We start from the raw sequence: 22,581 nt of genomic DNA, 5'->3' as shown, positions 1-22,581 counted from the left end.
CAGGAGACAACCATGGCAAAAGCAAAAGGAAAGGCTGGAGCAGGGCTCTTTTCTCCCCATATTCATAGTCCTTTTTCAGTAGAAAGGGTGATGTGGGATGTGGTGATTGCCCTCATTCCTGCGGGGATCGCCAGTGTGTATTTTTTTGGGGCCAATGCCCTTCGGATTATTGGAATAAGTGTGGCTACAGGGCTTCTCACCGAATTGGTGATGGGGCTTCTTACCAGGCGAGGGATAACGATATTTGATGGAAGTGTGATGATTACCTCGCTTCTCTTTGCCTATAATCTTCCGCCGGCGGCTCCATGGTATGTGGTTGTCTTTGGGAATATGTTTGCCGTGGCTCTTGTGAAGTGGGCCTTTGGCGGATTGGGGTATAATTTTATGAATCCAGCCATTGGTGGAAGGCTTTTTGTGGTGATTGCCTGGTCCGGGGTGATGTCGGGGAGATGGTCTCCCACGATTCGCTCTCTGATAGACAGAGGAATGGATTTCTGGGAGGCTTCCAGGGCTATTGTTTCTCCTGAAATGATCACCTCAGCGTCTCCTCTTACTACCTTGAAGGTAGATGGGTTTGCAGGGCTTTATAAGCAGGGACTTCTTGATTACTGGAATCTTTTTATCGGGAATGTGCCGGGCTGTATCGGGGAAACCTCGGCGTTAGCTATTCTTCTTGGGGTGATCTATCTTCTGGTACGACGGGTGATCACCTGGGAAGTTCCTGTGCTCTATGTGGGAACGGTGGCGCTTCTTTCGTGGGTCTTTGGAGGGCTTCCGCAGGGGACGGGGCTTTTTACCGGGGATGCGCTTTTTCATGTGCTTTCGGGCGGGCTGATGCTCGGAGCCTGTTTTATGGCTAATGATAGTGTGACTTCTCCTTTGAGTTTTTCCGGGAATGTATTTTATGCAATTATGTTAGGAATTTTGACGACGATGATTCGTCTTTTTGGCGGATATCCGGAAGGAGTAGCCCTTTCGATTGCGCTCATGAATATTTTTGTTCCCTTGATCGATAGGTATTTTAGGCCTTCTATATATGGTTATCGACGGGCTATTGTGAAAAAGCCAAAGGAGTCCTGATATGGATTTTATCAAGAAATTGTATCCTTTAGTCGTGATTGCGACGGTATTGGGGGGATTGCTTGCCCTCACCTATGGGAATTTGAAGCCCCTCTTAGATGAGGCGGATAAGCGTGAATTCGAGCGTGCTCTTCAGGAGGTCTATCCTTCTTTTTCTCGTTATGAAACCAAAGAGCTGGGGGACAAACCTTACTATATTCTTTATCAAAATGAGACAATAGTGGCTTATGTATTTCGTGCGTCGTATCCAGGATATGGTGGACCAGTGGAAACCCTAACAGCGGTGACCAATGGGATTGTAGCTCGTGTGGTGGTGATGAGTATGGGTGGAGAGACGCCAGGCTTAGGGACCAAAGCCAAGGATCAAAAATGGCTTTCCCAATTTCTTGGTCGTGGGGTAGATGGTATTCCTACCACCAAGCCTGATTTTCAGGCCAAGGGGTGTGATGCGGTGTCGGGGGCTACGTTTTCTTCTCTTGCTGTGACGCGCGGGATTCATGAGGCTTTGGCGATGTACACGGAGATTGTGGGTGGAGAGAATGGAAGCATAATGATGACGAATGCTACACCGACCACAGGTGTCTCTGAGGGAGGAAAGTAATGAACGCATGGAAAGAGTTTCTGAAAGGGCTTTTCAAGGAAAATCCTATCTTTGTGGTGGTGCTGGGGCTCTGTCCTACATTAGCGGTGACAACCCAGACCATCAATGGGATTGGGATGGGGCTTGCGGTGATTTTTGTGCTCACCATGTCCAATCTTCTCATTTCTCTTTTGCGAAATTTTATCCCTGAGATGGTGCGTATTCCAGCTTATATTGTGATTATTGCTTCCTTTGTGACGATTGTCCAGATGGTGATCAAGGCTTTTGCCCCGGAACTGGATAGGGCACTTGGGATTTTTATCCCCCTGATTGTGGTGAATTGTATCATTCTTGGTCGTGCTGAAGCCTTTGCTTCAAAAAATCCCCCGCTTCTTTCGGTGATGGATGGTCTTGGTATGGGATTGGGATTTACGTTGTCTCTGACGCTTATCGGGTTTATTCGTGAGGTTTTAGGGAGTGGGACGATAACCCTTCAACTAGCGGGGATAGGAACGGTGATAGACCTGAGCCAGTGGATTTCTAGTCCTGCGGTGGTGATGATTCTTCCTACAGGTGGATTCGTTGTGATGGGGCTTCTTTTGGCCTTCTTTCAATATCTCAGGAACCGTCAGGCAGAAAAAGCCAAGGCGAACAAGGCTTAGGAGGGACGTATGGATGTGAATAAGCTTTTTCTCATTACGATGAGTGCTATCTTTGTGAATAATTTTATCTTTTCTCGTTTTTTGGGGCTTTGTCCTTTTTTTGGTGTGTCGAAAAAAATGAGTTCTGCGATAGGGATGGGGTTTGCTGTTATTTTTGTGCTGGTGATGTCCACGGCGGTAATTTATCCTGTGAATCTCCTTCTTGTGAAATTTGGGCTTGAGTTTTTGCAGGTCATTGTGTTTATTTTGGTGATTGCGAGTTTTGTGCAGCTTGTGGAGATTTTCTTGAAGAAGGTAGCCCCTGCTCTCTATCATGCCCTTGGGATTTATCTTCCCCTTATTACCACAAACTGTGCCATTTTAGGGACGGCTTTTCTTGTCCTAAAAGAAAGGTACACGTTCGTGGAGTCTTTGGTGTTTGCTCTTACGGCTGGGCTTGGATTTACGCTTGCGCTTATCATGATGGCCAGTGTTCGGGAGAGGCTTGATCTCGCCAAGGTCCCCAAGGCCTTCAAGGGACTTCCTATTGCCTTTATCTCAGCGGCGCTCATGTCTATGGCTATGTATGCTTTTGTAGGTTTTGTGAAATAAAATCTTCCAAAATCTCTTGACAAAAAGAAATTTTTCATATAATATGTAGTGGTAATTCATCAAAAAATTCCTAAAAAGGAGGTAGAGGTATGAAAAGGTTTGTTGCTCTCGTGTTGGCCGTGGCGTTTGTGGTGTCAGGGTGTGGGCAGGTTGTGGTGAAGGCTCCTGCTGGGAAGAAGATTTTTATCAGTAGTCAACCTCTCACTGCTGCTGAGCAGGAGAAACGGGTGTGGTATATCCTTTGGGGTCTGGTGCCACTTGGTGACAACTCCACAGCCTCTCTTCTTGCCAACTATCCCGATGGGGCTGAAGTAGTTGTTGTCACAGAGATGGGTTTTCTGGATTATGTCTTCTCGGTTGTTTTGGGGCAATTGAGTATTACCACTCGCACTATCAAGGTACAGCAAGTCAAGTAAAACGAAGGGGGGATTCCCCCTTCGTTTTTTTGTAAAGGATAGGGTATGAAAAAAATAAAAAGAGTTGTTTTTGTTATGGTAATATTTCTCGTGGGGTGTGCGCTTTCTCAGGAAGAGAAAGAGGTAAAGCAATTTCTTTCTCTCTGGAATGAGGTGCGACCATTTTATACGAATAAGGTGGGGTTTATTGCCTCCACGGGTTTTTTCAATCCTGCGATAATGGGGGCTTTGCATCAGGATCTTGAGACAAACCATGTATTTGTGGCTATTGTAACGCAGAAGTTTTCTTCGGTTGAAGAGTATATCAATACTTTTTCGAATATAACCTTGCATTATGCTTATCTTTCTTTTTCTGAGAGTTTAGCGGATCGTTCGCCAGAGGTATTGATACGAGAGATTGATGATATTCTCAAGCAATTAGAGACAGAAACAAATGCGTTTGAAAAAGAAAAGAGAATTCAAACAGCTTTGCTTTTGCAGAAACGACTTCGGGAATATCAGGCCCTTGAGGGGCAGATTTCTCCCAGATGGGTGAAACTTGTCTATCGATATTCAGAGGATCTGGGAAAGGTATATAGAAGTCTCATCCAGTAGAAGGGTATATGAGATTTTTCATGGTGAGTTTCTCTTTGTTCTTTCCCTGCTTCCCCTTGACAAATCCTTTTTTTGCCTTATCATAAAGGGGGAGGGAAAGCGTGGAAGAACAGTTCGTCACCTTTTTTGTAGCGGATCGTCTCTTTGCGGTGAATATTTTTGATGTGAAAGAGGTTGTTCGTGTGGAGAAGGTTATCCCCATGCCGGATGCTCCGGCATACGTGGAGGGGGTGGTCAATCTTCGTGGGATTATTCTCCCTGTGATTTCCCTTCGCAAGCGGCTTGGTCTTGGGGAAACGGATCTTTCCCGGGCAAAGATGGTGGTGGTGATGGTGGATGATATTCTGGTGGGGATGTTAGTCGATCAGATTGACAGGGTGATCCAGGTGGAAAAGGATCAGGTCCAGGAGGCGGCAGGGATTTCTCTCTCCGGCGTCGCCCAGCATTTCGTAGACGGCATTATCAGGGCGGGGGAACAAATCGTCTATCGGGTGAATATTCAGAGGCTTTTTACCATTGAGATGCGGGATTTTCTTGAGAAAAAGATTGTGGAATAAATTGCCTTTTTTCTTTTTTTGTGTTATCATTATAGCCATAAAGGGACAATTTTTATAGAGGAGGCATGATATATGAGAAAACTGGTGAGTATTTTGTTCTTTATGGTTGCGGTGCTGGGTTTTGGTCAGCAGACGGCAGCTCCGGATTTTCCTAATGAGGCTTCTTCTCAGGCGGCAACTCAGCAAACGGCAGTTACCCCAGAGAGACCTGTTCAGGCAACAGGCAGTGTGGTGTACAACGATGGCAAGGTTGACTATGTGGGTGCCAATGCCAAGTTTGTGATCACTGCTGAGGACAAGGGTTCTGGTGTGAAGGCCATCTACATCATGGTGGACAACTCCCTGAGCGGCAAGTATGTTGATCCCATCACCTTTGCTACAGAGGGAAAGCATACCATTGGCTACCGTGTGGAAGACAATGTGGGGAATCTCTCTCTCTTCAAGATGTATGAGGTGGTGGTTGATCTCTCGGCTCCTGAAACCAAGATCGCTACCGACAAAAAGGTAGTGGCTATTGGTGATGCTCTCTATGTGGGCAAGGACACCGTCTTCACCATTGTGGCCAATGACAAGTATTCAGGAGTAAAGAATGTCGAATATGTGATTGGTGAGGGTGCTTTTGGGGCTTATAATGCAGCCTTCGCTCTTCCTGCTCAAAATGGGCTTCATACGATCCGCTACCGGGCCACGGATAATGTGGGTAACGTTTCAGAGGTGAAGACCTATACGGTGTACCTTGATCTCAATGCTCCCAAGGTGGAACTTTCCGTGGATCCCGCCGCTTTTGAGAAAGATGGGGTGAAGTATGTGCCAGCCGGGGCTCGTGTTTCCGTTTCAGCCACTGATGCTGAAACAGGGATTGCCGAGGTACTTTACTCTCTTGATGGTGGAGACTATGTGGCTTACAATTTCCCTGTGGTCCTTTCTGCTGGGACTCATACCATCAAGGTCAAGGCTATTGATTTGGTTGGTAATGTGAGCGAAGAGGTTTCTCTCACCCTTGTGGTGGATGCCGAGGAACCTACAGGAAGTCTTGTTCCCGCTCAGAAGTAAACGAGAAACAGAGAATCAGGGCTGTTCAGGAAGCTGGACAGCCCTTTTTTTATGAGAGGAAAGGTTTTTTTGAAAACAGGGAGGAAAAAGCGTGCATCCTTTTCTTTCTTCGCTTATCAATTATGAAAAAGGGCTTCTCAAGTATCAGATGGATCATTTTGATCCCGGTCGGGTTGGCAGAATGCTTGAAGAGGCGAATTTTTCGTACGAAGGAAAAAAGGTTTTTCATATAGCCGGCACAAAGGGCAAGGGGAGTACCGCTATCTATCTTTCAAGGCTTCTTTCAGGGGTGTATCCACGGGTGGGGCTTTATACTTCCCCCCATCTTTTTGTGGTGGAGGAGAGGATTCGTATCAATGGGGAGATGATATCTTCTGAGGAGTTGCATACCTTGATAGAGAGATGGGCTTCTCTCATCGAACGGTATGGGTGTAGTTTTTTTGAGGCACTTACCTTTCTTGCGATGGTGTACTTTCTTGAGAGGGATTGTCAGGCGATTGTTCTTGAAACGGGTATGGGCGGAAGGCTTGATGCCACCAATTTTGTGGCTCGACCCGAGGCATGTCTTCTTACCCGTATAGGCTGGGATCATACCAAGTTTTTGGGGGATACCCTTGAGGCTATTGCTATGGAAAAGGCGGGGATTATCAAGACAGGGGTTCCGGTTTTCTCTTCTTTGCAGGAGGAGGGGGTGAAGGCTGTTTTTATGGAGAAGGCGAAAGAACAAAAGACGCAGGTGGTATTCGTAGAAAACAGGGCTCAGCTTGTTTTTTGTTCGCCTACAAAGTGGGTTTACCGTTTTCCAGATGGGAGTCTCTGGGAGTCGTCCCAGTGGGGCGAGGTTTTTGCCGGCAATTTTCTTTTGGCTTATGAGGCCCTCAAGGGAGTGGGGATCCCCATAGAAGAGGCAAAGGCAAGAGAAGCCTTTTGGCGACCCCTTCCTTTTCGGATGTGGTATCATCATCCCTTTCTTCTTGATGTTTCGCACAATCCTGAGTCTTTTTTGGCCCTTTTTCAGGCCTTAGCAAGGATTGATGTTCCCAAGGATCTCTATATTGGTATTTTGGGAGAAAAGGAACTTGCAAGACTTGTCCCTATCATTGAGGATTACAGGCATCTTTTTGAGAGGATTGTGTGTTTTGATTTTGCTTCTCCCAGGCCTTCTGGAGGGAGGGAACTTCTCTCTCTTCTGGGGGGAAAAGCAGAGTATCTTCCTGAGGTACCTGTGATTCAAGAGACAGGAAAACTTTCTATTCTCACGGGTTCGTTTTACTGGGCGGAGGAGTTTTTGAAAAGACATGGTATCGAGAGGGAAGAGTTTTTGAAAATTTGAAAGAAATCCTTCTTTTTCTTACAATAACCCCTATAGAAATCAGGAGTTCTTCATGAAGGCGGTGGTGATTATTCCGACCTATAACGAAAGGGAAAATATCCAGAAACTCATTCCTGTGGTTCTTCAGCAGAGGAAGGATATTCATGTGCTTGTGGTAGATGACAATTCTCCCGATGGCACAGCCGGGATTGTGGAAGAGATGGCAAAACGAGAGTCCCGTATTCATTGTCTTCTTCGGGAGAAAAAAGAGGGGCTTGGACGGGCCTATATTGCGGGTATGAACTATGCAATGAAGATGCCGGAGGGTTTTGATCTTTTTTTTGAGATGGATGCGGATTTCTCTCACAATCCAGAGGAGATGGCGCTCTTTTTTGAGGCTTTTGAAAAAGGGGCGGATGTGGTCTGTGGTTCCCGCTATCTCCATGGGGTGAGGGTGCTTAACTGGGATCTCAAGCGGCTTTTCTTGAGTCTTGGGGGCAACCTCTATGCCCGTTTTGCGACGGGAGTGCCCTTGACTGATTTGACAGGGGGATACAATGCCTATACCCGTCGGGCACTTGAGGTGATAGATCTTGCCTCTATTCGTTCGAATGGGTACGCCTTTCAGATAGAGATGAAGGCCAAGGCCTACTACCATGGTCTTTCCGTGGTGGAAGTACCGATAGTGTTTCGAGATCGCTATGAGGGCACGACCAAGATGAACTCAGGGATTGTCAATGAGGCCCTGTTTCAGTGCTGGGCTATTCGCTTTTCCAAATATCGCCTTCGTCGTCAGAACCAGTAAGCGGAAAGAGGGGTCTCTTTGAGGCGTCTTTCACGCTTTTTGTAGTCCGGGAGAATGGAGGAAACTTCTCTCCAGAAGGCTTTCTGGTGATGTTTTTCTTTAGTATGACAGAGTTCATGAACCACCACATAATCGATGAGGTCCTGGGGAAGGAGAACCAACTTCCAGGTGAAACTCAAGAGGTTTTTGCTTGAGCAGGAACCATATCGCCTGGAAGCCGAAGAGAGGCGTATCCCGCTATACGAGAAACCGTAGGTTTTTGCATAGTGTTCCACCCTTTCTGTGAGGATTTTTTTTGCCTGTTGTCGATACCATGACTCCATCACTTTTTGAGCGGTGGCTTTTTTCTTTTCGGGGAGAAGAAAACCTTTTTCATCCCATTGGACAACAGTGGTGGATCCAAAATGGAGAGGGTAGGCCTTGCCTAAATAAAAAAGGGAACAATTTTCTTCTAACCTACCATGAAACTTGGGTCGGGACATCATTTCTTTTTGTTTTTTTTCAATCCAGGACCTGTGTGTTCTCAGAATGTGATCGATATGTTCTTTTCTTGTTGAGAGAGGACAACGAACTTCTACCATCCCATCTTCCATGATACGAAGAGAGATGGTTTTTCTTCTGGTACGGACAATCCGGCAGGGATAATCAGCCATATCAGATGATGAGCCCATAAACCATATTGACAGCGGCCAAGAGAATATCATAGACCATGATGGTGACAGCCGTCGAAACAAGGAGGAAACTGAGCGCAGGGACAATGTCCTTTCCCACCAGTCGCTGGTTCTGGAAGGTGAGGCCAAATCCGGCACAGAGAATGATAATCACAATCAGCATGGTATAGTAGGAAATCTTGAAAAAGATGAGAATGCCCACATGGTAGAAGTTGAGGCGAGAACCGTACACATAGTCATTGTATCGCAGGACGTCAATAAGACTGATGTCTTCTAAATTGCCATGGGCACGAAGCGAATAAATGGCCCCAGCAGGATAGGGAAGGGTGAGTTTTTTGACGGTGTATCCCTTTTGAGAGACGAGGTTGCCGTTTTTGTATTCGTAAGCCCGGGCGGAAAGGGCAAAAAGGTCTGTTTCATAAGCCTTGACCTGAGGAGAGATAAAGACATAATCCAGGCGTCCCTGGTCATCAAAAGAAACAATCTTGAAATTGATCCCATAATAGACACCCTGAGGTCCCTTGTAAAGTTTTTCAAAGGAGAGAAAGGTGTTTTTCTGAGCAAAGGCGAGATTTTCTTTGGAAACAAACCAGGAAAGAGAAGTAAACTCTGAAGCACTCACATTGGTAGGATTTACTGTGAACTTTGGCATACCCTTTGCCTTTTTTGTCTGAAGGATAAGGGATTGCTGTTTCATTTCAGTGAGGGCAGGAATGGCTATTTCCTGAAGGGCAATAGCTCCACCCATGATGATAAAAATATAGAGAATAACCGGCCCTATGGCTGTACTTTGGGATACTCCTCCCCCCTGAAACACTAAGCCCCAGAGAAGGGCAAGTCCCGCCAGAATAGGAAGATAGGTGTACACCAGTCTCAGGGAAGCAATAAGCGCATCTAAGGACGCCATTTTGGCAAACTGGAGAAAGTAGAAAAAACCAGCCAGGCCTAAAACAATGATAAGAAGAAAGAGATAAAGAAAAAACTGATTGAGTTTTTTCATGGTGGCTCCTTAGGCCTTACGGGGAAGGCCGTTTTTGAGGATGAGAAGGCCATAACCCAAAAGGGCGGCTAACGACCCCATGAGAAGACTTGGGAAAGCAACCCTGAGAAGCCCGAAACGTATCCCAAAACTCATGAGGGAGATAAAGCTCAAAAAGTGTGGAAAACTAAACCAGGCAGCTACCCCTAAAAGAACAAAGAAAGATCTCATGAGCATCTGAATCTGGGCTTCTTTGAGATAGATAGAGATACCTGCAAGCAGAGAAAAATATCCTGCAGACATGAAAAGAATGCCCAAAAGAGAACTCACTATTCCCCAACTATAGAAGGTATGGAAAAATACCTCACGGAGTTTTCGTACATAGGCAAAATAGGCTTCAAAAAAGATTTTGGTAAACCCTGTTTCCTGAAAGGCAGGGGCTTTCTCTTTGAGGGAAAGAGAAAATACTCGCCCATCCGGCGTGAAACTGGCATCCCCTACCCTTGACACAGCCTGGACGGTGAGAGTAGAGGCGTTGGTACGCCATGAAGAGGCAAGGTAGATATCACCGGTGAAAACAAGGTGTCTCCCCTTCCCTTCGGCTATATACACCTGGGTATTGCCATAGGGGGTGATATATCCGGCCTGGGGAAGGGGTTTGATGGAAAGTGGCTCATAGTGCATGAAATTCACAAAATCCCATCGGAAGAAGAAAAAAAGCACTAACACCACGGTATTCAGGGCACCAATGATGGGCATCACCCGGATCATAAAACGGGTGTCGTTTGATTCAATCTTGGCAAAAAAGATGAAGGTAGCAAAGATGGCCATCAATGGAAGAGAATGAACAAGGAGAAGGGCATAATTCTTGAGTGCCTCAAGAAGAATAGCCTGCTCTCCACGAAATTTCATGCCGAGCAAAAGATAGAAAAAGTAAAAAAGCCCTAAAAAAGAAAGATAGATGAAGGTGGTAAGAAAGGTTCTTGCGTACTTTTTGATGACATCAAGGTATATCAAGGTAGCCCTCCTGCAAAAAGATTTGTATAGCAGGGTTTATTTTTTTATTGTATCGGCATAACCTGAGGAAAAAATTGAGTTTTTTAGAAAAGAAAAAGGCCGTCTTCAGGACGGCCTTTGTGTCATAGAGAGGAGAGGAGCTTTTGGGCTTCCTCTTTGGCTTCTGGAGAGGCGGTAGGATTTTTGACCACCTCATCAAGGCGTTGTTTTGCCTTGGCCTTGGCATCAGAAATGAGGAAGTTGACATCTGCATCTGTCATACCGGCTTTTCTCACCTTTTCTTTGTCTGTCTGGAGAAACTTGATGAGAAGCATATAGGCTTTGGCTGTCTGGATTTTGGTGGCCGAATTGTTTTCCCTTCTTTCTCTTTCGAGGGCTTCTCGAAGGGTTTTCATCACCGTCTCAAAAGAGAGGTCTTCCTTTTGCGTGGGTTGCGTGGTGACCGCAGGCTTTTGTTCAGTCGTGGTTGGTTTTTCCTCTGGTTTTGTTTCCTTCTTGCCACAGGCAGCAAGTCCAACGAGACTTACGATAACGAGTATACTCATCATTCGTTTCATGGTTGTCCTCCTTGTTATTTCCACTCGATAGATTGCATGAGCTTCCAGGCGGTTTTCACGGTGGCATCCCGATGCCACTTGTCATAAAGGGCAAACTGGAGCACCACCGGAAAAATTTCTGGCGATCGAGTGCTTCCTAAAATCTTGAGAAGCTCCTCTGCAATCACATCGTCATAAAACATCACCTGATCCTCTTCCTTGAATCGTGGATTCTGGTAGTAGTGGAGAAGAAGGTCCTTGACTATCCCGAACGTGGTCGGATCCTGAATATTGGCCGCGATAACGGGAAGTGCCAGTCGTTTCTTTTCGTATTCGCCCTGCATTTTCAGGATGCGAACGGCTGTTTCCATTTCTGTTTCAGCGCCAATACGCAGGTCCGCTAATGTTCGGGCTTTTTCTTTTGTTTGTGTGTAGCTCGTTGTTATCAAAAGAAAGCCAAACAGAATCCACAGGCGTTTCATGGGCACTTACCACTGGAGTTTTTGCATGGCGGCCCAGGCAGCCTTGACTGTATCATCACGATGAGAGTCTGGTGCCATGACTATCTGAAGAAGGGCGGGGAATGCCCTTGGATCTCCTAATTCACCGAGAGAGACAACGATAGCCTCAGCCACCTTGTCGTCCTCGAAGCGCTGGGTATCTTCTTCACTGAATTTGCCTCTATCGATACCATATTTGTTTTTGAGAAGATAGACCAGTTTGGGGACAATGAGTTCCTTGTCACCTAAAGCAGGAAGGGTACGGGCAGCGGCGATTCGTGGTTTGGTAGCGGTATCTCTTTCGATAACATTGAGCATGGTCTCGATGTACATTTTGTTGCTGCTTTCGGCAATCCCCTGAATGGCCAACACACGGGCATCTGGGCTTACGATAAACATCTTCTGGGCGGTTTTCTGGGGATTGCGTACTTCCCACATGACAATACGTTCGAGATATTCATACTTTTTGGTGGGAACATTGGTCACCTTGGTCATAAGAAGGACAATCTTGAACTGGGTGTCAAAGGCCCCTTCCTTCCCGATGGTTTTGATAAACTCCTGTTCAAGATAGGGAAGAACAGGATCTGGAAGTTTCAGTTCTTTGGGAACAGCTGAAATAGGTACATTCGGGCTCAAAAGAGTCCCTACCATCTCCATCTGGGCAAGCAGGGGAGTGGATAAACCTACAAGACACAAAAGGATCAAGAGGGTTTTCCCTTTCATAGACATCTCCTTGTTTTGTTTTTTGCCCTTTTATTGTATACTATTCGGGGTTTTTGTCAAGTTTTTTTATGTATCGGAGATATCCCCCTTTTATCTGAAGTTTTTTTGAGTTTTTTGTTTTCGAAGAAATGGTACGCCATTCTGTGAAAAAGCTAAAAAACATACATTATGAGACCCTTGCACGGGTGTTTTCTTCCCCTGTTTGGGTCAGGGGCTACGCCCCTCTTCCCCGCTTTTTCTGTTTACAAGGGCTTATTTGTCTTTTTTATTCAAAAAAGTAGAATTATTTATTATGATAAATAATATTTTTATACTATTTTTTGTTTTTTACTACTTTTTTGAGACCTTCGCACATTCGTGCAAAGGTCTCATTATACTTTTTACTCCCGTAATTAAGGAGAGAAAAGCCATGTTCAAGGTGGAACGACACACGAGTGAAATTCTTTTTGAAAAAAGAAAGCCGAAGAGATTGACAAATTCTTTCTTTTCCCTTAAAATAATGTACTCATATTCTCAGGAAAAGGAGAGAACCTATGTACGCTATTGTTGAGATTGGTGGCAAGCAATACAAGGCCGAGAAGGGTGCAATTCTCCGTGTGGATCATCTTTCTGTCAAGGAAAACGAAAAGATAAAAGTGAAGGAAGTTCTTTTTCTCCATACGGACAAGGGTGATACGATTGGACAGCCTTATGTGAAGGATGCCGTTGTGGAGTGCAAAGTGGTGAAGCCTGAGGAAAAGGGCGAGAAACTCACCATCTTCAAGTACAAACCCAAAACAAACTACTCTGTGAAGAGAGGGTATCGTCATACCTATACGGTGCTTGAGGTCGTGAGTATCTCGCAGGAGAAGCCAAAAGCATCGGCTGAGGCATGATAGACATCTCCATCTCCGAGAAAACCCATCGGGTAGTGGCCAGTGGCCACGCTCTTTTTGACCAGAAGGGAAAGGATGTGGTATGTGCGGCGGTTTCAGTGACCCTTCAGGGATGGGTGGTCGGGACTCGTCTTCTCTGCAAAGAGGATGTTGCTGTGAGGCAAACCGAGGGGAGATGGGAGGCAGAGGTCTCTGAGATGAATGAGAACTCTCTGCTTTTGTGGAAACAGATGATTCTTACTCTGGATATTCTGTCAAGGCAGTATCCAGATCATATACGATTACATTGGGAGGAGAACCATGGCTCATAAAAAAGGCGGCGGTGTAGCAAAAAACGGCCGTGATAGCGAATCCAAGCGCTTGGGTGTCAAGGTGTATGGAGGGCAGCCTGTTATCCCCGGCAATATTATCATTCGTCAGAGGGGAACAAAGTTTCATCCCGGCAAGAATGTGGGGATGGGCCGAGATCATACCCTTTTTGCTTTGAAGGCCGGCATTGTGCAGTTTGCGCATAGCAAAAACCGCCAGGTGGTTCATGTCATCGAGGTGAAAGAGGAAAAACCAAAAAAGACGAAAACGGCGAAAGCCAAAGCGGAATAAGGAGCCGATCATGACCCAGGAGAGGCTTGCCTATTTCAAAAAGCGGCTCGAGGAGATGAGGGATTCTCTTCTTGAGAATATTCGTGGAGAAACAGCAGAGGAGAGAAACCCTTTTGAAACAGATGGAGATGTGGTGGATCAGGCAGACATGCTGAGTACTGCCTCCCTGGTGGAAGGTCTGTCCAATACCCAGAAACGTACTCTTGAAGAGGTTCTTCGAGCCCTCCAGAGGATTGAAAATGGTGTTTACGGGAAGTGTACCGTATGTGGGGAAGAGATTGACCAGGAGCGTCTTGAGGCTATACCCTACGCTGAAAAGTGTCGAAAGCATATGTAAAGAAGCCGCCTTCGGGCGGTTTTTTTTATTTTGGCCTGATTTTTCATAATGCGCTTAAAATTGCACTTTTCTCTCCTTTTCTTTATAATAAATTCTCAAAATTGGCAAAAGAGGCACAGTATGAAAGAAAAACTTCGCGTGGGTATTGTTGGAGCAACGGGAATGGTGGGACAGCGATTTGTCTCTCTTTTAGAGCATCATCCCTGGTTTGATGTCGTGTTGGTGGCGGCAAGCAGTCATTCCGCAGGGAAAACCTATGAAGAGGCCGTTTCTCATCGATGGGCCATGGCTACACCAATACCAGAAAAAGTAAAAAATCTCACCGTCTATGATGCCAATAAGATAGAGGCTATAGCTAATGAGGTAGATTTTGTCTTCTGTGCTGTGGATATGCCAAAAGAGGACATTATCATCCTTGAAGAAGCCTATGCCAGAAGAGAAGTCCCTGTGGTTTCCAATAACTCTGCCAATCGTATGACCCCTGATGTGCCTATGATTATGCCGGAAATCAACTGGCATCATGCGGAGATTATTCCTATTCAGCGGAAAAGGCTTGGTACCAAGCATGGTTTTATTGCGGTGAAACCCAATTGTTCTCTTCAGAGTTATGTGCCAGCCATTCATCCCCTGATGGATTTCGGGCCTTCTGAGATGATGGTATGCACCTATCAGGCTATCTCCGGGGCGGGCAAAACCTTTGATACGTGGCCAGAGATGGTAGATAATGTGATTCCCTTCATCAAGGGCGAGGAAGAAAAAAGTGAGAAGGAACCCCTCAAAATCTGGGGTATTCTTGAGGGGGATCGTATTGAGAGTGCTACAAAACCTGTGATCAGTGCCCAGTGTTTGCGAGTAGCGGCAAGTGATGGGCACATGGCGGCGGTGTCGGTACGCTTTGAGAAGAAGCCATCAAAAGAGGAGATCCTTCATCGGTGGAAGACATGGGTCCCAAGACCCCAGGAACTCAATCTTCCTTCAGCCCCCAAACCTTTTCTCACCTATTTCGAAGAGGAGAATAGACCCCAGACAAAGCTTGATCGCGATATCGGAAATGGGATGGGAATTGCCATAGGCAGACTGAGAGAGGATCATCTTTTTGATTATAAGTTTGTGTGTCTTTCTCACAATACCATTCGTGGAGCCGCTGGAGGAGCTATTCTGACGGCTGAGGTTCTGTGTGCAGATGGATATATTTATCGAAAGTGAGAAAGGAGAAGCACCGGGGAGAAAATGGCAGAAACTCCATGCCATCTGAAGATGATGAGGAGCATGTATGTATCAGAAACTCAAAGGCACCTATGATATTCTCCCTTCTGAGAGCGATTTTTTTCGCTACGTGATGCAGGAGGTGAGTTCTATTGCCGGTCTCTATGGCTACAAAGAGATACAGTTTCCTATTCTGGAGTATGCCAATCTTTTTCAGAGGGGAGTAGGGGATAGTTCTGATATTGTGGTGAAAAAAGAGATGTATGTGTTTGAGGATAGGGGTCATCGATTGGTGGCTCTTCGTCCCGAGGGAACCGCCGGGGCAGTTCGGCTCTACATTGAGAATGGCCTTCATATGAGCGGGCATACCCAGCGGCTTTTCTACATCGGTCCTATGTTTCGTGCGGAGAATCCTCAAGCAGGGCGATATCGTCAGTTTACTCAGTTTGGGTTTGAACTTATAGGAGACCCTTCGCCAGATGCCGATGTGGAGTTGATAGCCATTAACCATCATTTGGCCAAACGCCTTGGTATTACAGGGGTGACCTTGTATCTCAACTCTATTGGTTGTCGGGAGTGTCGTCCCGTGTATCAGCAGAGACTTACCGAGTATCTCACCTCTCACAAGGACGGTTTGTGTGAGGATTGTCAGATGCGACTTACCATCAATCCTCTTCGTGTGCTTGATTGCAAAGAAGAGATCTGTCAACGTATTGTTCGTCAGGCGCCTCTTCAGTATGAACATCTCTGTGAGGCCTGCCAGGCTCATTTTGAGGCTGTCAAGGCTTCTCTCACCTCCTTGGGAATAGCTTTTGAGATTGATCCCTATCTTGTGAGAGGGCTTGATTATTATAACCGCACGGTCTTTGAGTTCAAGAGTGCTTCTTTAGGGGCTCAGAGTACCTTTTCTGCTGGTGGGAGGTACGACTATTTGGTGAAGGATTTAGGGGGAATGGATACACCGGCCACGGGTTTTGCTATGGGAATGGAAAGACTGGCCATGGTGATTGAAGCTTCAACGGGGAAAAAGCGAACAGACTTTTACAGGCCCCCGTTTGTGTATGTGGCTGGTATAGGGGAGAGCCTTTCCCAGGCGGTGTGGCAAGCACTTTCCTTTTTGAGAGAGCATGGGATCTCAGCCACGACGGAATTTCGATATACCCAGCTCAAAAAGCATCTCAAATCAGCGGACAAGTTGCGGTCTTCTTATGCCGTTCTTCTTGGAGAGGATGAGGTCCAGAAAGGGATATGGACCCTTCGCAATCTCCAGACGGGGGAACAGATCCAGGATTCTCCAGCGGAAATTGTGGCCTTTCTTCGAGCCAAGAAGGAAAAGGCTGACTGAAAGTCTGCCCTAAATGAGACCCCTGCACGGATGTTTTCTTTGCCTGTCTGGGTCAGGGGCTACGCCCCTCTCCCCCGATTTTTCTGTTTACAAGGGCTTATTTGTCTTTTTTATTCAAAAAAGTAGAATAATTGAGACCCTTGCACGGGTGTTTTCTTCCCCTGTTTGGGTCAGGGGCTACGCCCCTGAAACCCCGTTTTTTCTGTTTACAAGGGCCTATTTGTCTTTTTTTATTCAAAAAAGTAGAATTATTTATTATGATAAGGAATATTTTTATACTATTTTTATTTTTTTATTACTTTTTTGAGACCTTCGCACATTCGTGCAAAGGTCTCTGAACGTTATACCCTGTAGTGTTCGGGAATCCGTAGAAGCCTCTTTTCAAGGCCTTCTTTTTTCAGAAAAGCGATCACTCTGTCCATAGGGGCGCCTACAATGACGTCAAAACTCCCTTTCTCAATGTGAATGAACTGGTCGTCATTCTGGATGGCGTATCCCCCGGCAAAGCGGGTGACGGGATGCGAGTTCACATAGTTTTCAATGAACTCCTCAGAGAGGGGGGCAAAAGAGAGGATGGTCTCTTCAGCACCGCTTTCGGCAATGTGTTTGTTCTGGTGAAAAAAGGCGTATCCGGAGATAACCGACTGGCGTTTGCCTGAGAGAAACCGCAGGAAAGCCTTTGCCTCTTCTTTGTCTTTCGGTTTTCCGATGATTTTTCCTTCACAGAGGACAATGGTGTCAAAGGCAAAGACGTAATCATCGGGAAAACGCTGGGAGATGACCTGTCCTTTGGCTTCAGCAAGGATACGGGGAAGTTCTCGGGGGTCCTCATGGGAGAACCTCTCTTCGTCCACATCGGAGATCTCAATCACAAAGTCCCGCACGGTTTGTTCAAAGAGCATCTTTCGCCCTATGGAGGCGCTGGCGAGGATGATACGATTACTCATTGTCTCCCCTCTTGAGGACTTCGATGAAGGCTTCCTGGGGGATATCGACGTTCCCAATGGTTCGCATGCGTTTTTTTCCCTCTTTTTGTTTTTCGAGGAGTTTTCGTTTTCGGGTAATATCCCCCCCATAACACTTGGCAAGCACATCTTTACGCAGGGCCTTGATGGTTTCTCTGGCGATGATCTTGCTTCCTATGGCCGCCTGGATGGGGATAACAAAGAGATGCTGGGGAATAAGATCCCGAAGTCTGGTGACCACGGACCGACCTCGTTCGTAGGCACTGTCCTTGTGCACCATCTGGGCAAGGGCATCCACCACCTTGCCGTTCACCAAAATATCGAGTTTGATAATCTCGCTTGGACGGAATTCTAAAAACTCGTAGTCAAAAGAAGCATACCCACGCGAGAAGGACTTGAGTTTGTCATAGAAATCATAGATGATTTCAGCGAGGGGAAGTTCGGCGATAATCTCAACCCGACCCGAATCAATATAGATCATATTCCGCTGGATGCCCCGTCTATCCTGAATGAGCTGAAGAATAGCCCCCAGATATTCATTGGGCACAATGATATGAGAAAGAACAAAGGGTTCTTCTATCTGACGGATTTTGCTCTGTTCAGGGAGTTCGGTGGCTGATTCTATCATCATCACTGTCCCATCAGAAAGGGTAATCCTGTATTCCACCGAGGGGATGGTAGTAATGATCGCAAGATCGAACTCCTTGTCAAGCCTTTCCTGGACTATCTGGAGATGGAGAAGACCCAGAAAGCCACACTTGAAACCCATGCCGAGAGCGGCGGAATTCCATTTTTCAAAGGTGAGGGCGGCGTCGTTGAGTTTGAGTTTCAAAAGGGCTTCGTGGAGATCTTCAAAGTCTTCTCCTTCAGCGGGAAAGAGCCCGGCAAAGACGTAGGGTTTCACCTCTTTGTATCCCGGGAGGGGTTCATTGCAGGGGCGATCGGTGCGGGTGATGGTGTCTCCTACCCCAAAGTCGGAGATGGATTTGATAGCCGCTGTGAGATATCCCACCTCACCAGCCCGGAGTTCAGAGGTGGAGACAAGTTTGATCTGGGTGTAGCCGACCTCTTCTACCTGATAGTTTTTCTGAGAAAGCATAAAGGTAATAGGATCACCCTTTTTGACACTTCCATCGAAGATGCGCACCTTGGCGACGACGCCGAGATAACTGTCGTAGTAAGAGTCAAAAACCAGCGCCTTGAGAGGGGCGTGGATATCCCCTTTTGGGGCGGGAATACGCTTCACAATAGCCTCAAGAACGGTGTCTATACCAAGGCCTGTTTTGGCGCTGATGAGAAGGGCCTCTTCCGGGTCAAGCCCGAGGTCTTTTTCAATCTGTTCTTTGACCATATCAATATGGGCGCTGGGAAGATCTATCTTGTTAATCACTGGGATGATGGTGAGATTCTCTTCAAGGGCAAGATAAAAGTTTGAGAGAGTCTGTGCCTGGATCCCCTGGGTGGCATCAATCACCAGAAGCACCCCTTCGCACGCCCGAAGGCTTCGGGACACCTCATAGTTGAAGTCCACATGACCTGGGGTGTCAATAAAATTGAGCTGGTAGGTTTGCCCATCAGCCGCCTGATAAAAGCCGGTCACCGTATGAGCCTTGACGGTAATCCCATGTTCCTTCTCTACTTCCATGGAATCAAGGACCTGTTCGCTACTTTTGTCTTTGAGAAGACCCATAGCCTCAAGAAGTCTATCGGAAAGGGTGGATTTTCCGTGATCAATGTGGGCGATGATAGAAAAATTTCGTATAAACTGCTGATAACTCATGCTTTTTCCTCCTGGTGAATGGTGCTCACCCATGCTTCTGGGTCTTTGTCGGCAAAAAAGGCGCTCCCAATCACAAGAAAATCGGCACCGGCTTCGAGAACCTGCCGGTAGGTTTCACGATTGACTCCTCCATCCACCTGAAGCGTTATAGGGCGATTCTGGATCATATCACGCACCTGCCGGATCTTTGGAAGCATCGCCTCCTGAAACTTCTGGCCTGAGAAACCAGGTTCTACTGTCATGACAAGGATAAGCTCCAGTTTGTCTAAGTAAGGCAAAAGAACCTCAGGGCTTGTGCCGGGTTTGAGAGAAAGCCCGGCTTTTTTTCCGGCCTGTCGGATTTTGTCTAAAAGAGACACATCCTGCGGGGAAAGGCTTTCTACATGGAGGGTGATATACTCCACGGGAAGAGAAAGATAGTCGTCAATTCCCCTGTGGAGATCAATCATGAGGTGAACATCCCCCGGGAGCTTAGTTCTCGTACAGAGATCCGCAATGGTTTTGGGACCAAAGGAGATATTGGGGACAAAATGATTATCCATCACATCGTAGTGGATCCCATCGACGCCGGCTTTCTCACAGAGGCGGATGGCGTTTCCAAGGTCCCAGAAATCAGCGGCAAAGATGGAAGGGGCGATCCTATGGGACATAGGTTTCTTCCCTCACGAGGGAGTTGTTGATGAAGACCTGAACCGTGGCCGTCCCCAAAGCCTTGAAGGGGATAACGATGAGCTGCCCCTGGGAAGCCGTACTATTAAAGAGTTGAATAGGCCTTGAGTTCTCATCAACCATCACCACAAGAATGGACACATCCGAGGTATCGGCTTCATTCATGGAACGCACGGTATGGGTAAAGAGATAATACCTGTACTGAGTGGCTGAAGGCACTCGTGCATAAATACCCACTTCAAGGGCTATCTCCGTGTTCTTTGGAACGACGGTATTGGCTTCGAGAGATTGAGCCATCACAATACCCTCTTTGGTTTCATCATCAGTGAGGAAGGGAAGAAGTTTGACCGAGAGACCTGCACTGATAGCATCCCGGGCGGCTGTGTCAATACTCTTGCCAAGAAGCGAGGGAACACGTGCTTCGGTGGATTTGAGATCAGAATTGACGATAAGCATAAGTTTTTCGCTTCTATCCACCACGAGGTTTTCCTTTTTGTCCTGGCTGACCACAGTATTGAGAGCGTACTCATCTGATTGGATGACCGTAATCTCATAGGGGATATTGAGCTGACGAAGCAGATTTTCAGCCTCTTCTCTCGTTTTGCCTACGAGGTAGGGAACGGTATAGGTGTCTTTGCCCATACTCACTAAAATTTTGACCGTTCGTCCCTGTCGGACGGTGATGCCGGGCTTGGGGAACTGGTCAATCACAATATAGCGAGGAACGCTTGGTTCGAATTTGGTTTCGATGTCAATAGCAAGCCCCCTTTCCTGCAGGATGCGTACGGCATCAAAGAGTTCAAGGGATTTTACTGCAGGAACCTTGGTTTTCGGGGCGGCTATTCGGTGTATAGAAAGGACGGTCGAGATGACGAAAAGGGCGACAATACCGCTGAGAATGGCAAAAAAGACCATCTTGCGAAAGATCCTGCGGTAAATGTCCACATTCTGGGCGGAGAAATAACGTACCCATTTGTCTTCTACTTTTTCAAAGAAAAGGCGAATTCTGTACTTCCAGTCTTGCATGGTGTACTCCTTGTCTAAAATGGTTTTCCGACCACTGGTCGGTAGCCGTTTATAAAGCCAATATGGTCAATTTCTTTTTTTCCAGCAGGCTTTACTCGCCATAACCGAAGAGAATGTTCTCTGCAAGCCACAACAAGGGCATTTTTATCTGCCTGGAGGACTATGCCACCTTCTCCGGAGCGGTTCTCTTTTTCTATCGCGGTGAGATGGAGGAGAAACGGGGTTTTACTCTGATGATAGGTGGTGAAAATGCCGGGCCATGGTTCGTAAGCACGAAAGCGTCTCTCGATCTCATCAGCAGACAAAGAGGCAAAGTCCACATAACCGTCCTCTCGTTTGATGAGAGGGGCATACGTGGCCTGGCTATGGTCCTGAGGGATACGAGGGGCATTCCCTTTCTGGATTTTCTGGATAGCCTGTGCAAGGAGTTCTGCCCCATCGAGAGAGAGTTTTTGAGCAAGGGAAGGATAGGTGTCATGAGGTTCGATGGGAAGACGGGATTGAAGGATGATATCACCGGCATCCAGGGTTTCACTCATATACTGAATGGTATTGCCTGTTTCAGGATCTCCATGGAGGATGGCCGCCTGAATAGGGGAAGCCCCTCGATATTTGGGCAAAAGGGAGGCATGAAGGTTAATACAACCCGCTGGGGGCATGGTGAGTATCACAGGGGGAAGAATCCGACCATACGATACCACCACAAAAAGGTCTGCTTTCAGGGAGCGAAGACTTTCCAGAAAGAATTCTTCCTTGAGTTTTTCCGGCTGGAGGCATGGGACGTTGTGGTTTTCTGCCCAGAGCTTGACGGGAGTTTTGTGAAGTTCACGCATTCCCCTTCCGTAGGGTTTGTCTGGGTTGGTTACTACCCCGACAATCCATCCCTCCCGGGCTATTCTTTCAAGTGATGGTAGGGAAAAATCCGAACTCCCCCAAAAAACAATCCTCATAAAGCCACATGCCCTAATTTTTTTCTATTTTCTTCAAGAAGAGCGGAGATTTTTTCCGCATTTTTGGCTTTGTCCTCTTCTGAGAGGTAATCAATGAAGAGCTTTCCATTGAGATGGTCTATCTCGTGCTGGAGGACTCTCGCCAGGATTTCATCTGCCTCAATGACAATACTTTTGCCCGTTGTGGTTTTGGCTTTGACCTTGATGAAAGAAGGTCTGTACACGGTTCCCCATACCTCTGGGATAGAGAGACATCCCTCTTCGTAGGGAACACTATCCTTGGAAGAGAAGATAATCTCAGGGTTAAGGAGGGCCATCTTTGTTTGCTGACCGGATTTGGAGAGATCAATAATCACAATTCGCTCAGAAATCCCTATCTGGGGAGCAGCCAGTCCAATGCCTTCCTCTTCAGCAAGGGCTTCCATCATATCCTGGATGATAGCTCGTATCCTTTCATCTACTTTGCCCACAGGTTTGGCCACCTGCCTCAAAACGGGATGTCCATAAGTGATAACTTCATGCTTTGCCATACAAAAACCTCTTCTACATATTGTAAGGCAAAACGAGGAGAAAGTAAAATTTAGAGACCCTTGCGCGGGTGTTTTCTTCCCCTGTTTGGGTCAGGGGCTGCGCCCCTGAAACCCCGATTTTTCTGTTCACAAGGGCTGGTTTGTCTTTTTTATTCAAAAAAATAGGATTATTGATTGCGAAAAGAAATATTTTTATACTACTTTTTGTTTTTTTATTACTTT

The 22,581-nt window shown here is 46.6% G+C and carries 28 protein-coding genes; 16 read left to right on the top strand and 12 right to left on the bottom strand.

The annotated features are described in order from the left end of the window. The first annotated feature begins 12 nt into the window (after window positions 1–12). The 10 genes from BREVNS_RS03500 to BREVNS_RS03455 all read left to right on the top strand — a co-directional run bounded on the left by BREVNS_RS03500 (window position 13) and on the right by BREVNS_RS03455 (window position 7,650). On the top strand, window positions 13–1,080 hold the full coding sequence (locus BREVNS_RS03500) for an RnfABCDGE type electron transport complex subunit D (RefSeq protein ID WP_483427670.1): 1,068 nt from the start codon (window positions 13–15) through the stop codon (window positions 1,078–1,080). A 1-nt stretch (window position 1,081) separates the two neighbouring features. Further along, window positions 1,082–1,681, top strand: coding sequence for an RnfABCDGE type electron transport complex subunit G (locus BREVNS_RS03495; RefSeq protein ID WP_483427669.1), 600 nt, complete (start codon window positions 1,082–1,084; stop codon window positions 1,679–1,681). After that, entirely contained in the window at window positions 1,681–2,322 is a 642-nt protein-coding gene (rsxE, locus tag BREVNS_RS03490) for an electron transport complex subunit RsxE (protein ID WP_483427668.1), read from the top strand. The genes BREVNS_RS03495 and rsxE overlap by 1 nt, the downstream gene beginning before the upstream one ends. Window positions 2,323–2,331: 9 nt before the next feature. Then, complete coding sequence (locus tag BREVNS_RS03485) at window positions 2,332–2,913, top strand: electron transport complex protein RnfA (RefSeq protein ID WP_483427667.1); 582 nt, start codon at window positions 2,332–2,334, stop codon at window positions 2,911–2,913. A gap of 89 nt (window positions 2,914–3,002) precedes the next feature. Next, entirely contained in the window at window positions 3,003–3,329 is a 327-nt protein-coding gene (locus BREVNS_RS03480; protein ID WP_483427666.1) for a hypothetical protein, read from the top strand. Between the two features lie 45 nt (window positions 3,330–3,374). Further along, the gene (locus tag BREVNS_RS03475; protein WP_483427665.1) at window positions 3,375–3,923 is read left to right on the top strand and encodes a hypothetical protein; all 549 of its coding nucleotides are present in this window, start codon (window positions 3,375–3,377) and stop codon (window positions 3,921–3,923) included. Window positions 3,924–4,024: 101 nt separating this feature from the next. After that, window positions 4,025–4,480 (top strand): chemotaxis protein CheW, encoded by a 456-nt coding sequence (locus BREVNS_RS03470; protein WP_483427664.1) that lies wholly within the window; start codon window positions 4,025–4,027, stop codon window positions 4,478–4,480. A gap of 72 nt (window positions 4,481–4,552) precedes the next feature. Beyond that, window positions 4,553–5,533 (top strand): OmpL47-type beta-barrel domain-containing protein, encoded by a 981-nt coding sequence (locus BREVNS_RS03465; RefSeq protein WP_483427663.1) that lies wholly within the window; start codon window positions 4,553–4,555, stop codon window positions 5,531–5,533. Window positions 5,534–5,624: 91 nt separating this feature from the next. Then, on the top strand, window positions 5,625–6,866 hold the full coding sequence (locus tag BREVNS_RS03460) for a bifunctional folylpolyglutamate synthase/dihydrofolate synthase (protein WP_483427662.1): 1,242 nt from the start codon (window positions 5,625–5,627) through the stop codon (window positions 6,864–6,866). A 52-nt stretch (window positions 6,867–6,918) separates the two neighbouring features. Then, on the top strand, window positions 6,919–7,650 hold the full coding sequence (locus BREVNS_RS03455) for a polyprenol monophosphomannose synthase (RefSeq protein WP_483427661.1): 732 nt from the start codon (window positions 6,919–6,921) through the stop codon (window positions 7,648–7,650). On the opposite strand, the gene BREVNS_RS03450 is transcribed toward BREVNS_RS03455, so the two are convergent. The 6 genes from BREVNS_RS03450 to BREVNS_RS03425 all read right to left on the bottom strand — a co-directional run bounded on the left by BREVNS_RS03450 (window position 7,638) and on the right by BREVNS_RS03425 (window position 12,076). Then, on the bottom strand, window positions 7,638–8,321 hold the full coding sequence (locus tag BREVNS_RS03450) for a M48 family metallopeptidase (protein WP_483427660.1): 684 nt from the start codon (window positions 8,319–8,321) through the stop codon (window positions 7,638–7,640). The two genes, BREVNS_RS03455 and BREVNS_RS03450, sit on opposite strands and share 13 nt — an antisense overlap. Then, entirely contained in the window at window positions 8,305–9,321 is a 1,017-nt protein-coding gene (locus BREVNS_RS03445; RefSeq protein WP_483427659.1) for a hypothetical protein, read from the bottom strand. The genes BREVNS_RS03450 and BREVNS_RS03445 overlap by 17 nt, the downstream gene beginning before the upstream one ends. Before the next feature lie 9 nt (window positions 9,322–9,330). Further along, a complete protein-coding gene (locus tag BREVNS_RS03440; protein WP_483427658.1) occupies window positions 9,331–10,317 on the bottom strand; it encodes a hypothetical protein in 987 nt (328 codons plus the stop codon). 122 nt (window positions 10,318–10,439) lie between these two features. Continuing rightward, complete coding sequence (locus tag BREVNS_RS03435; RefSeq protein ID WP_483427657.1) at window positions 10,440–10,874, bottom strand: hypothetical protein; 435 nt, start codon at window positions 10,872–10,874, stop codon at window positions 10,440–10,442. Between the two features lie 14 nt (window positions 10,875–10,888). Continuing rightward, a complete protein-coding gene (locus BREVNS_RS03430; protein WP_483427656.1) occupies window positions 10,889–11,335 on the bottom strand; it encodes a hypothetical protein in 447 nt (148 codons plus the stop codon). A gap of 6 nt (window positions 11,336–11,341) precedes the next feature. After that, entirely contained in the window at window positions 11,342–12,076 is a 735-nt protein-coding gene (locus BREVNS_RS03425) for a HEAT repeat domain-containing protein (RefSeq protein ID WP_483427655.1), read from the bottom strand. A gap of 533 nt (window positions 12,077–12,609) precedes the next feature. Between BREVNS_RS03425 and rplU the strand changes: the two genes are divergently transcribed. The 6 genes from rplU to hisS all read left to right on the top strand — a co-directional run bounded on the left by rplU (window position 12,610) and on the right by hisS (window position 16,439). Beyond that, window positions 12,610–12,951, top strand: coding sequence for a 50S ribosomal protein L21 (gene rplU, locus BREVNS_RS03420; RefSeq protein WP_483427654.1), 342 nt, complete (start codon window positions 12,610–12,612; stop codon window positions 12,949–12,951). Continuing rightward, on the top strand, window positions 12,948–13,262 hold the full coding sequence (locus tag BREVNS_RS03415; protein ID WP_483427653.1) for a ribosomal-processing cysteine protease Prp: 315 nt from the start codon (window positions 12,948–12,950) through the stop codon (window positions 13,260–13,262). Before rplU ends, BREVNS_RS03415 begins: the two co-directional genes overlap by 4 nt. Next, window positions 13,252–13,551: a 50S ribosomal protein L27 gene (gene rpmA / locus BREVNS_RS03410; protein ID WP_483427652.1), complete on the top strand. Its 300-nt coding sequence runs from the start codon at window positions 13,252–13,254 to the stop codon at window positions 13,549–13,551. Before BREVNS_RS03415 ends, rpmA begins: the two co-directional genes overlap by 11 nt. A 10-nt stretch (window positions 13,552–13,561) precedes the next feature. Beyond that, window positions 13,562–13,888, top strand: coding sequence for a TraR/DksA family transcriptional regulator (locus BREVNS_RS03405; RefSeq protein WP_483427651.1), 327 nt, complete (start codon window positions 13,562–13,564; stop codon window positions 13,886–13,888). A 120-nt stretch (window positions 13,889–14,008) separates the two neighbouring features. Further along, the gene (asd, locus tag BREVNS_RS03400; protein WP_483427650.1) at window positions 14,009–15,094 is read left to right on the top strand and encodes an aspartate-semialdehyde dehydrogenase; all 1,086 of its coding nucleotides are present in this window, start codon (window positions 14,009–14,011) and stop codon (window positions 15,092–15,094) included. A 67-nt stretch (window positions 15,095–15,161) separates the two neighbouring features. Next, window positions 15,162–16,439, top strand: coding sequence for a histidine--tRNA ligase (hisS, locus tag BREVNS_RS03395; RefSeq protein WP_483427649.1), 1,278 nt, complete (start codon window positions 15,162–15,164; stop codon window positions 16,437–16,439). Window positions 16,440–16,780: 341 nt separating this feature from the next. Here the strand turns inward: hisS and BREVNS_RS03390 are convergent, their stop codons facing one another. From BREVNS_RS03390 to def, 6 genes are read right to left on the bottom strand one after another with little or no spacing between them, the layout of a single operon-like run. Beyond that, entirely contained in the window at window positions 16,781–17,386 is a 606-nt protein-coding gene (locus BREVNS_RS03390; RefSeq protein WP_483427648.1) for a Maf family protein, read from the bottom strand. Further along, window positions 17,379–19,184, bottom strand: coding sequence for a translation elongation factor 4 (gene lepA, locus BREVNS_RS03385; protein ID WP_483427647.1), 1,806 nt, complete (start codon window positions 19,182–19,184; stop codon window positions 17,379–17,381). Before lepA ends, BREVNS_RS03390 begins: the two co-directional genes overlap by 8 nt. Next, window positions 19,181–19,834 (bottom strand): ribulose-phosphate 3-epimerase, encoded by a 654-nt coding sequence (gene rpe / locus BREVNS_RS03380; RefSeq protein ID WP_483427646.1) that lies wholly within the window; start codon window positions 19,832–19,834, stop codon window positions 19,181–19,183. Before rpe ends, lepA begins: the two co-directional genes overlap by 4 nt. Beyond that, entirely contained in the window at window positions 19,824–20,879 is a 1,056-nt protein-coding gene (locus tag BREVNS_RS03375) for a PASTA domain-containing protein (protein WP_483427645.1), read from the bottom strand. Before BREVNS_RS03375 ends, rpe begins: the two co-directional genes overlap by 11 nt. A gap of 14 nt (window positions 20,880–20,893) precedes the next feature. Further along, entirely contained in the window at window positions 20,894–21,829 is a 936-nt protein-coding gene (gene fmt / locus BREVNS_RS03370; RefSeq protein WP_483427644.1) for a methionyl-tRNA formyltransferase, read from the bottom strand. Further along, window positions 21,826–22,359, bottom strand: a complete 534-nt coding sequence (gene def / locus BREVNS_RS03365; RefSeq protein ID WP_483427643.1) for a peptide deformylase — start codon at window positions 22,357–22,359, stop codon at window positions 21,826–21,828. Before def ends, fmt begins: the two co-directional genes overlap by 4 nt. Window positions 22,360–22,581 lie beyond the last annotated feature (222 nt).

This window comes from Longinema margulisiae (genome assembly GCF_025266855.1).
Taxonomy (GTDB): Bacteria; Spirochaetota; Brevinematia; order Brevinematales; family Thermospiraceae; genus Thermospira.
This window is presented reverse-complemented; position numbering and strand designations above follow the sequence as displayed.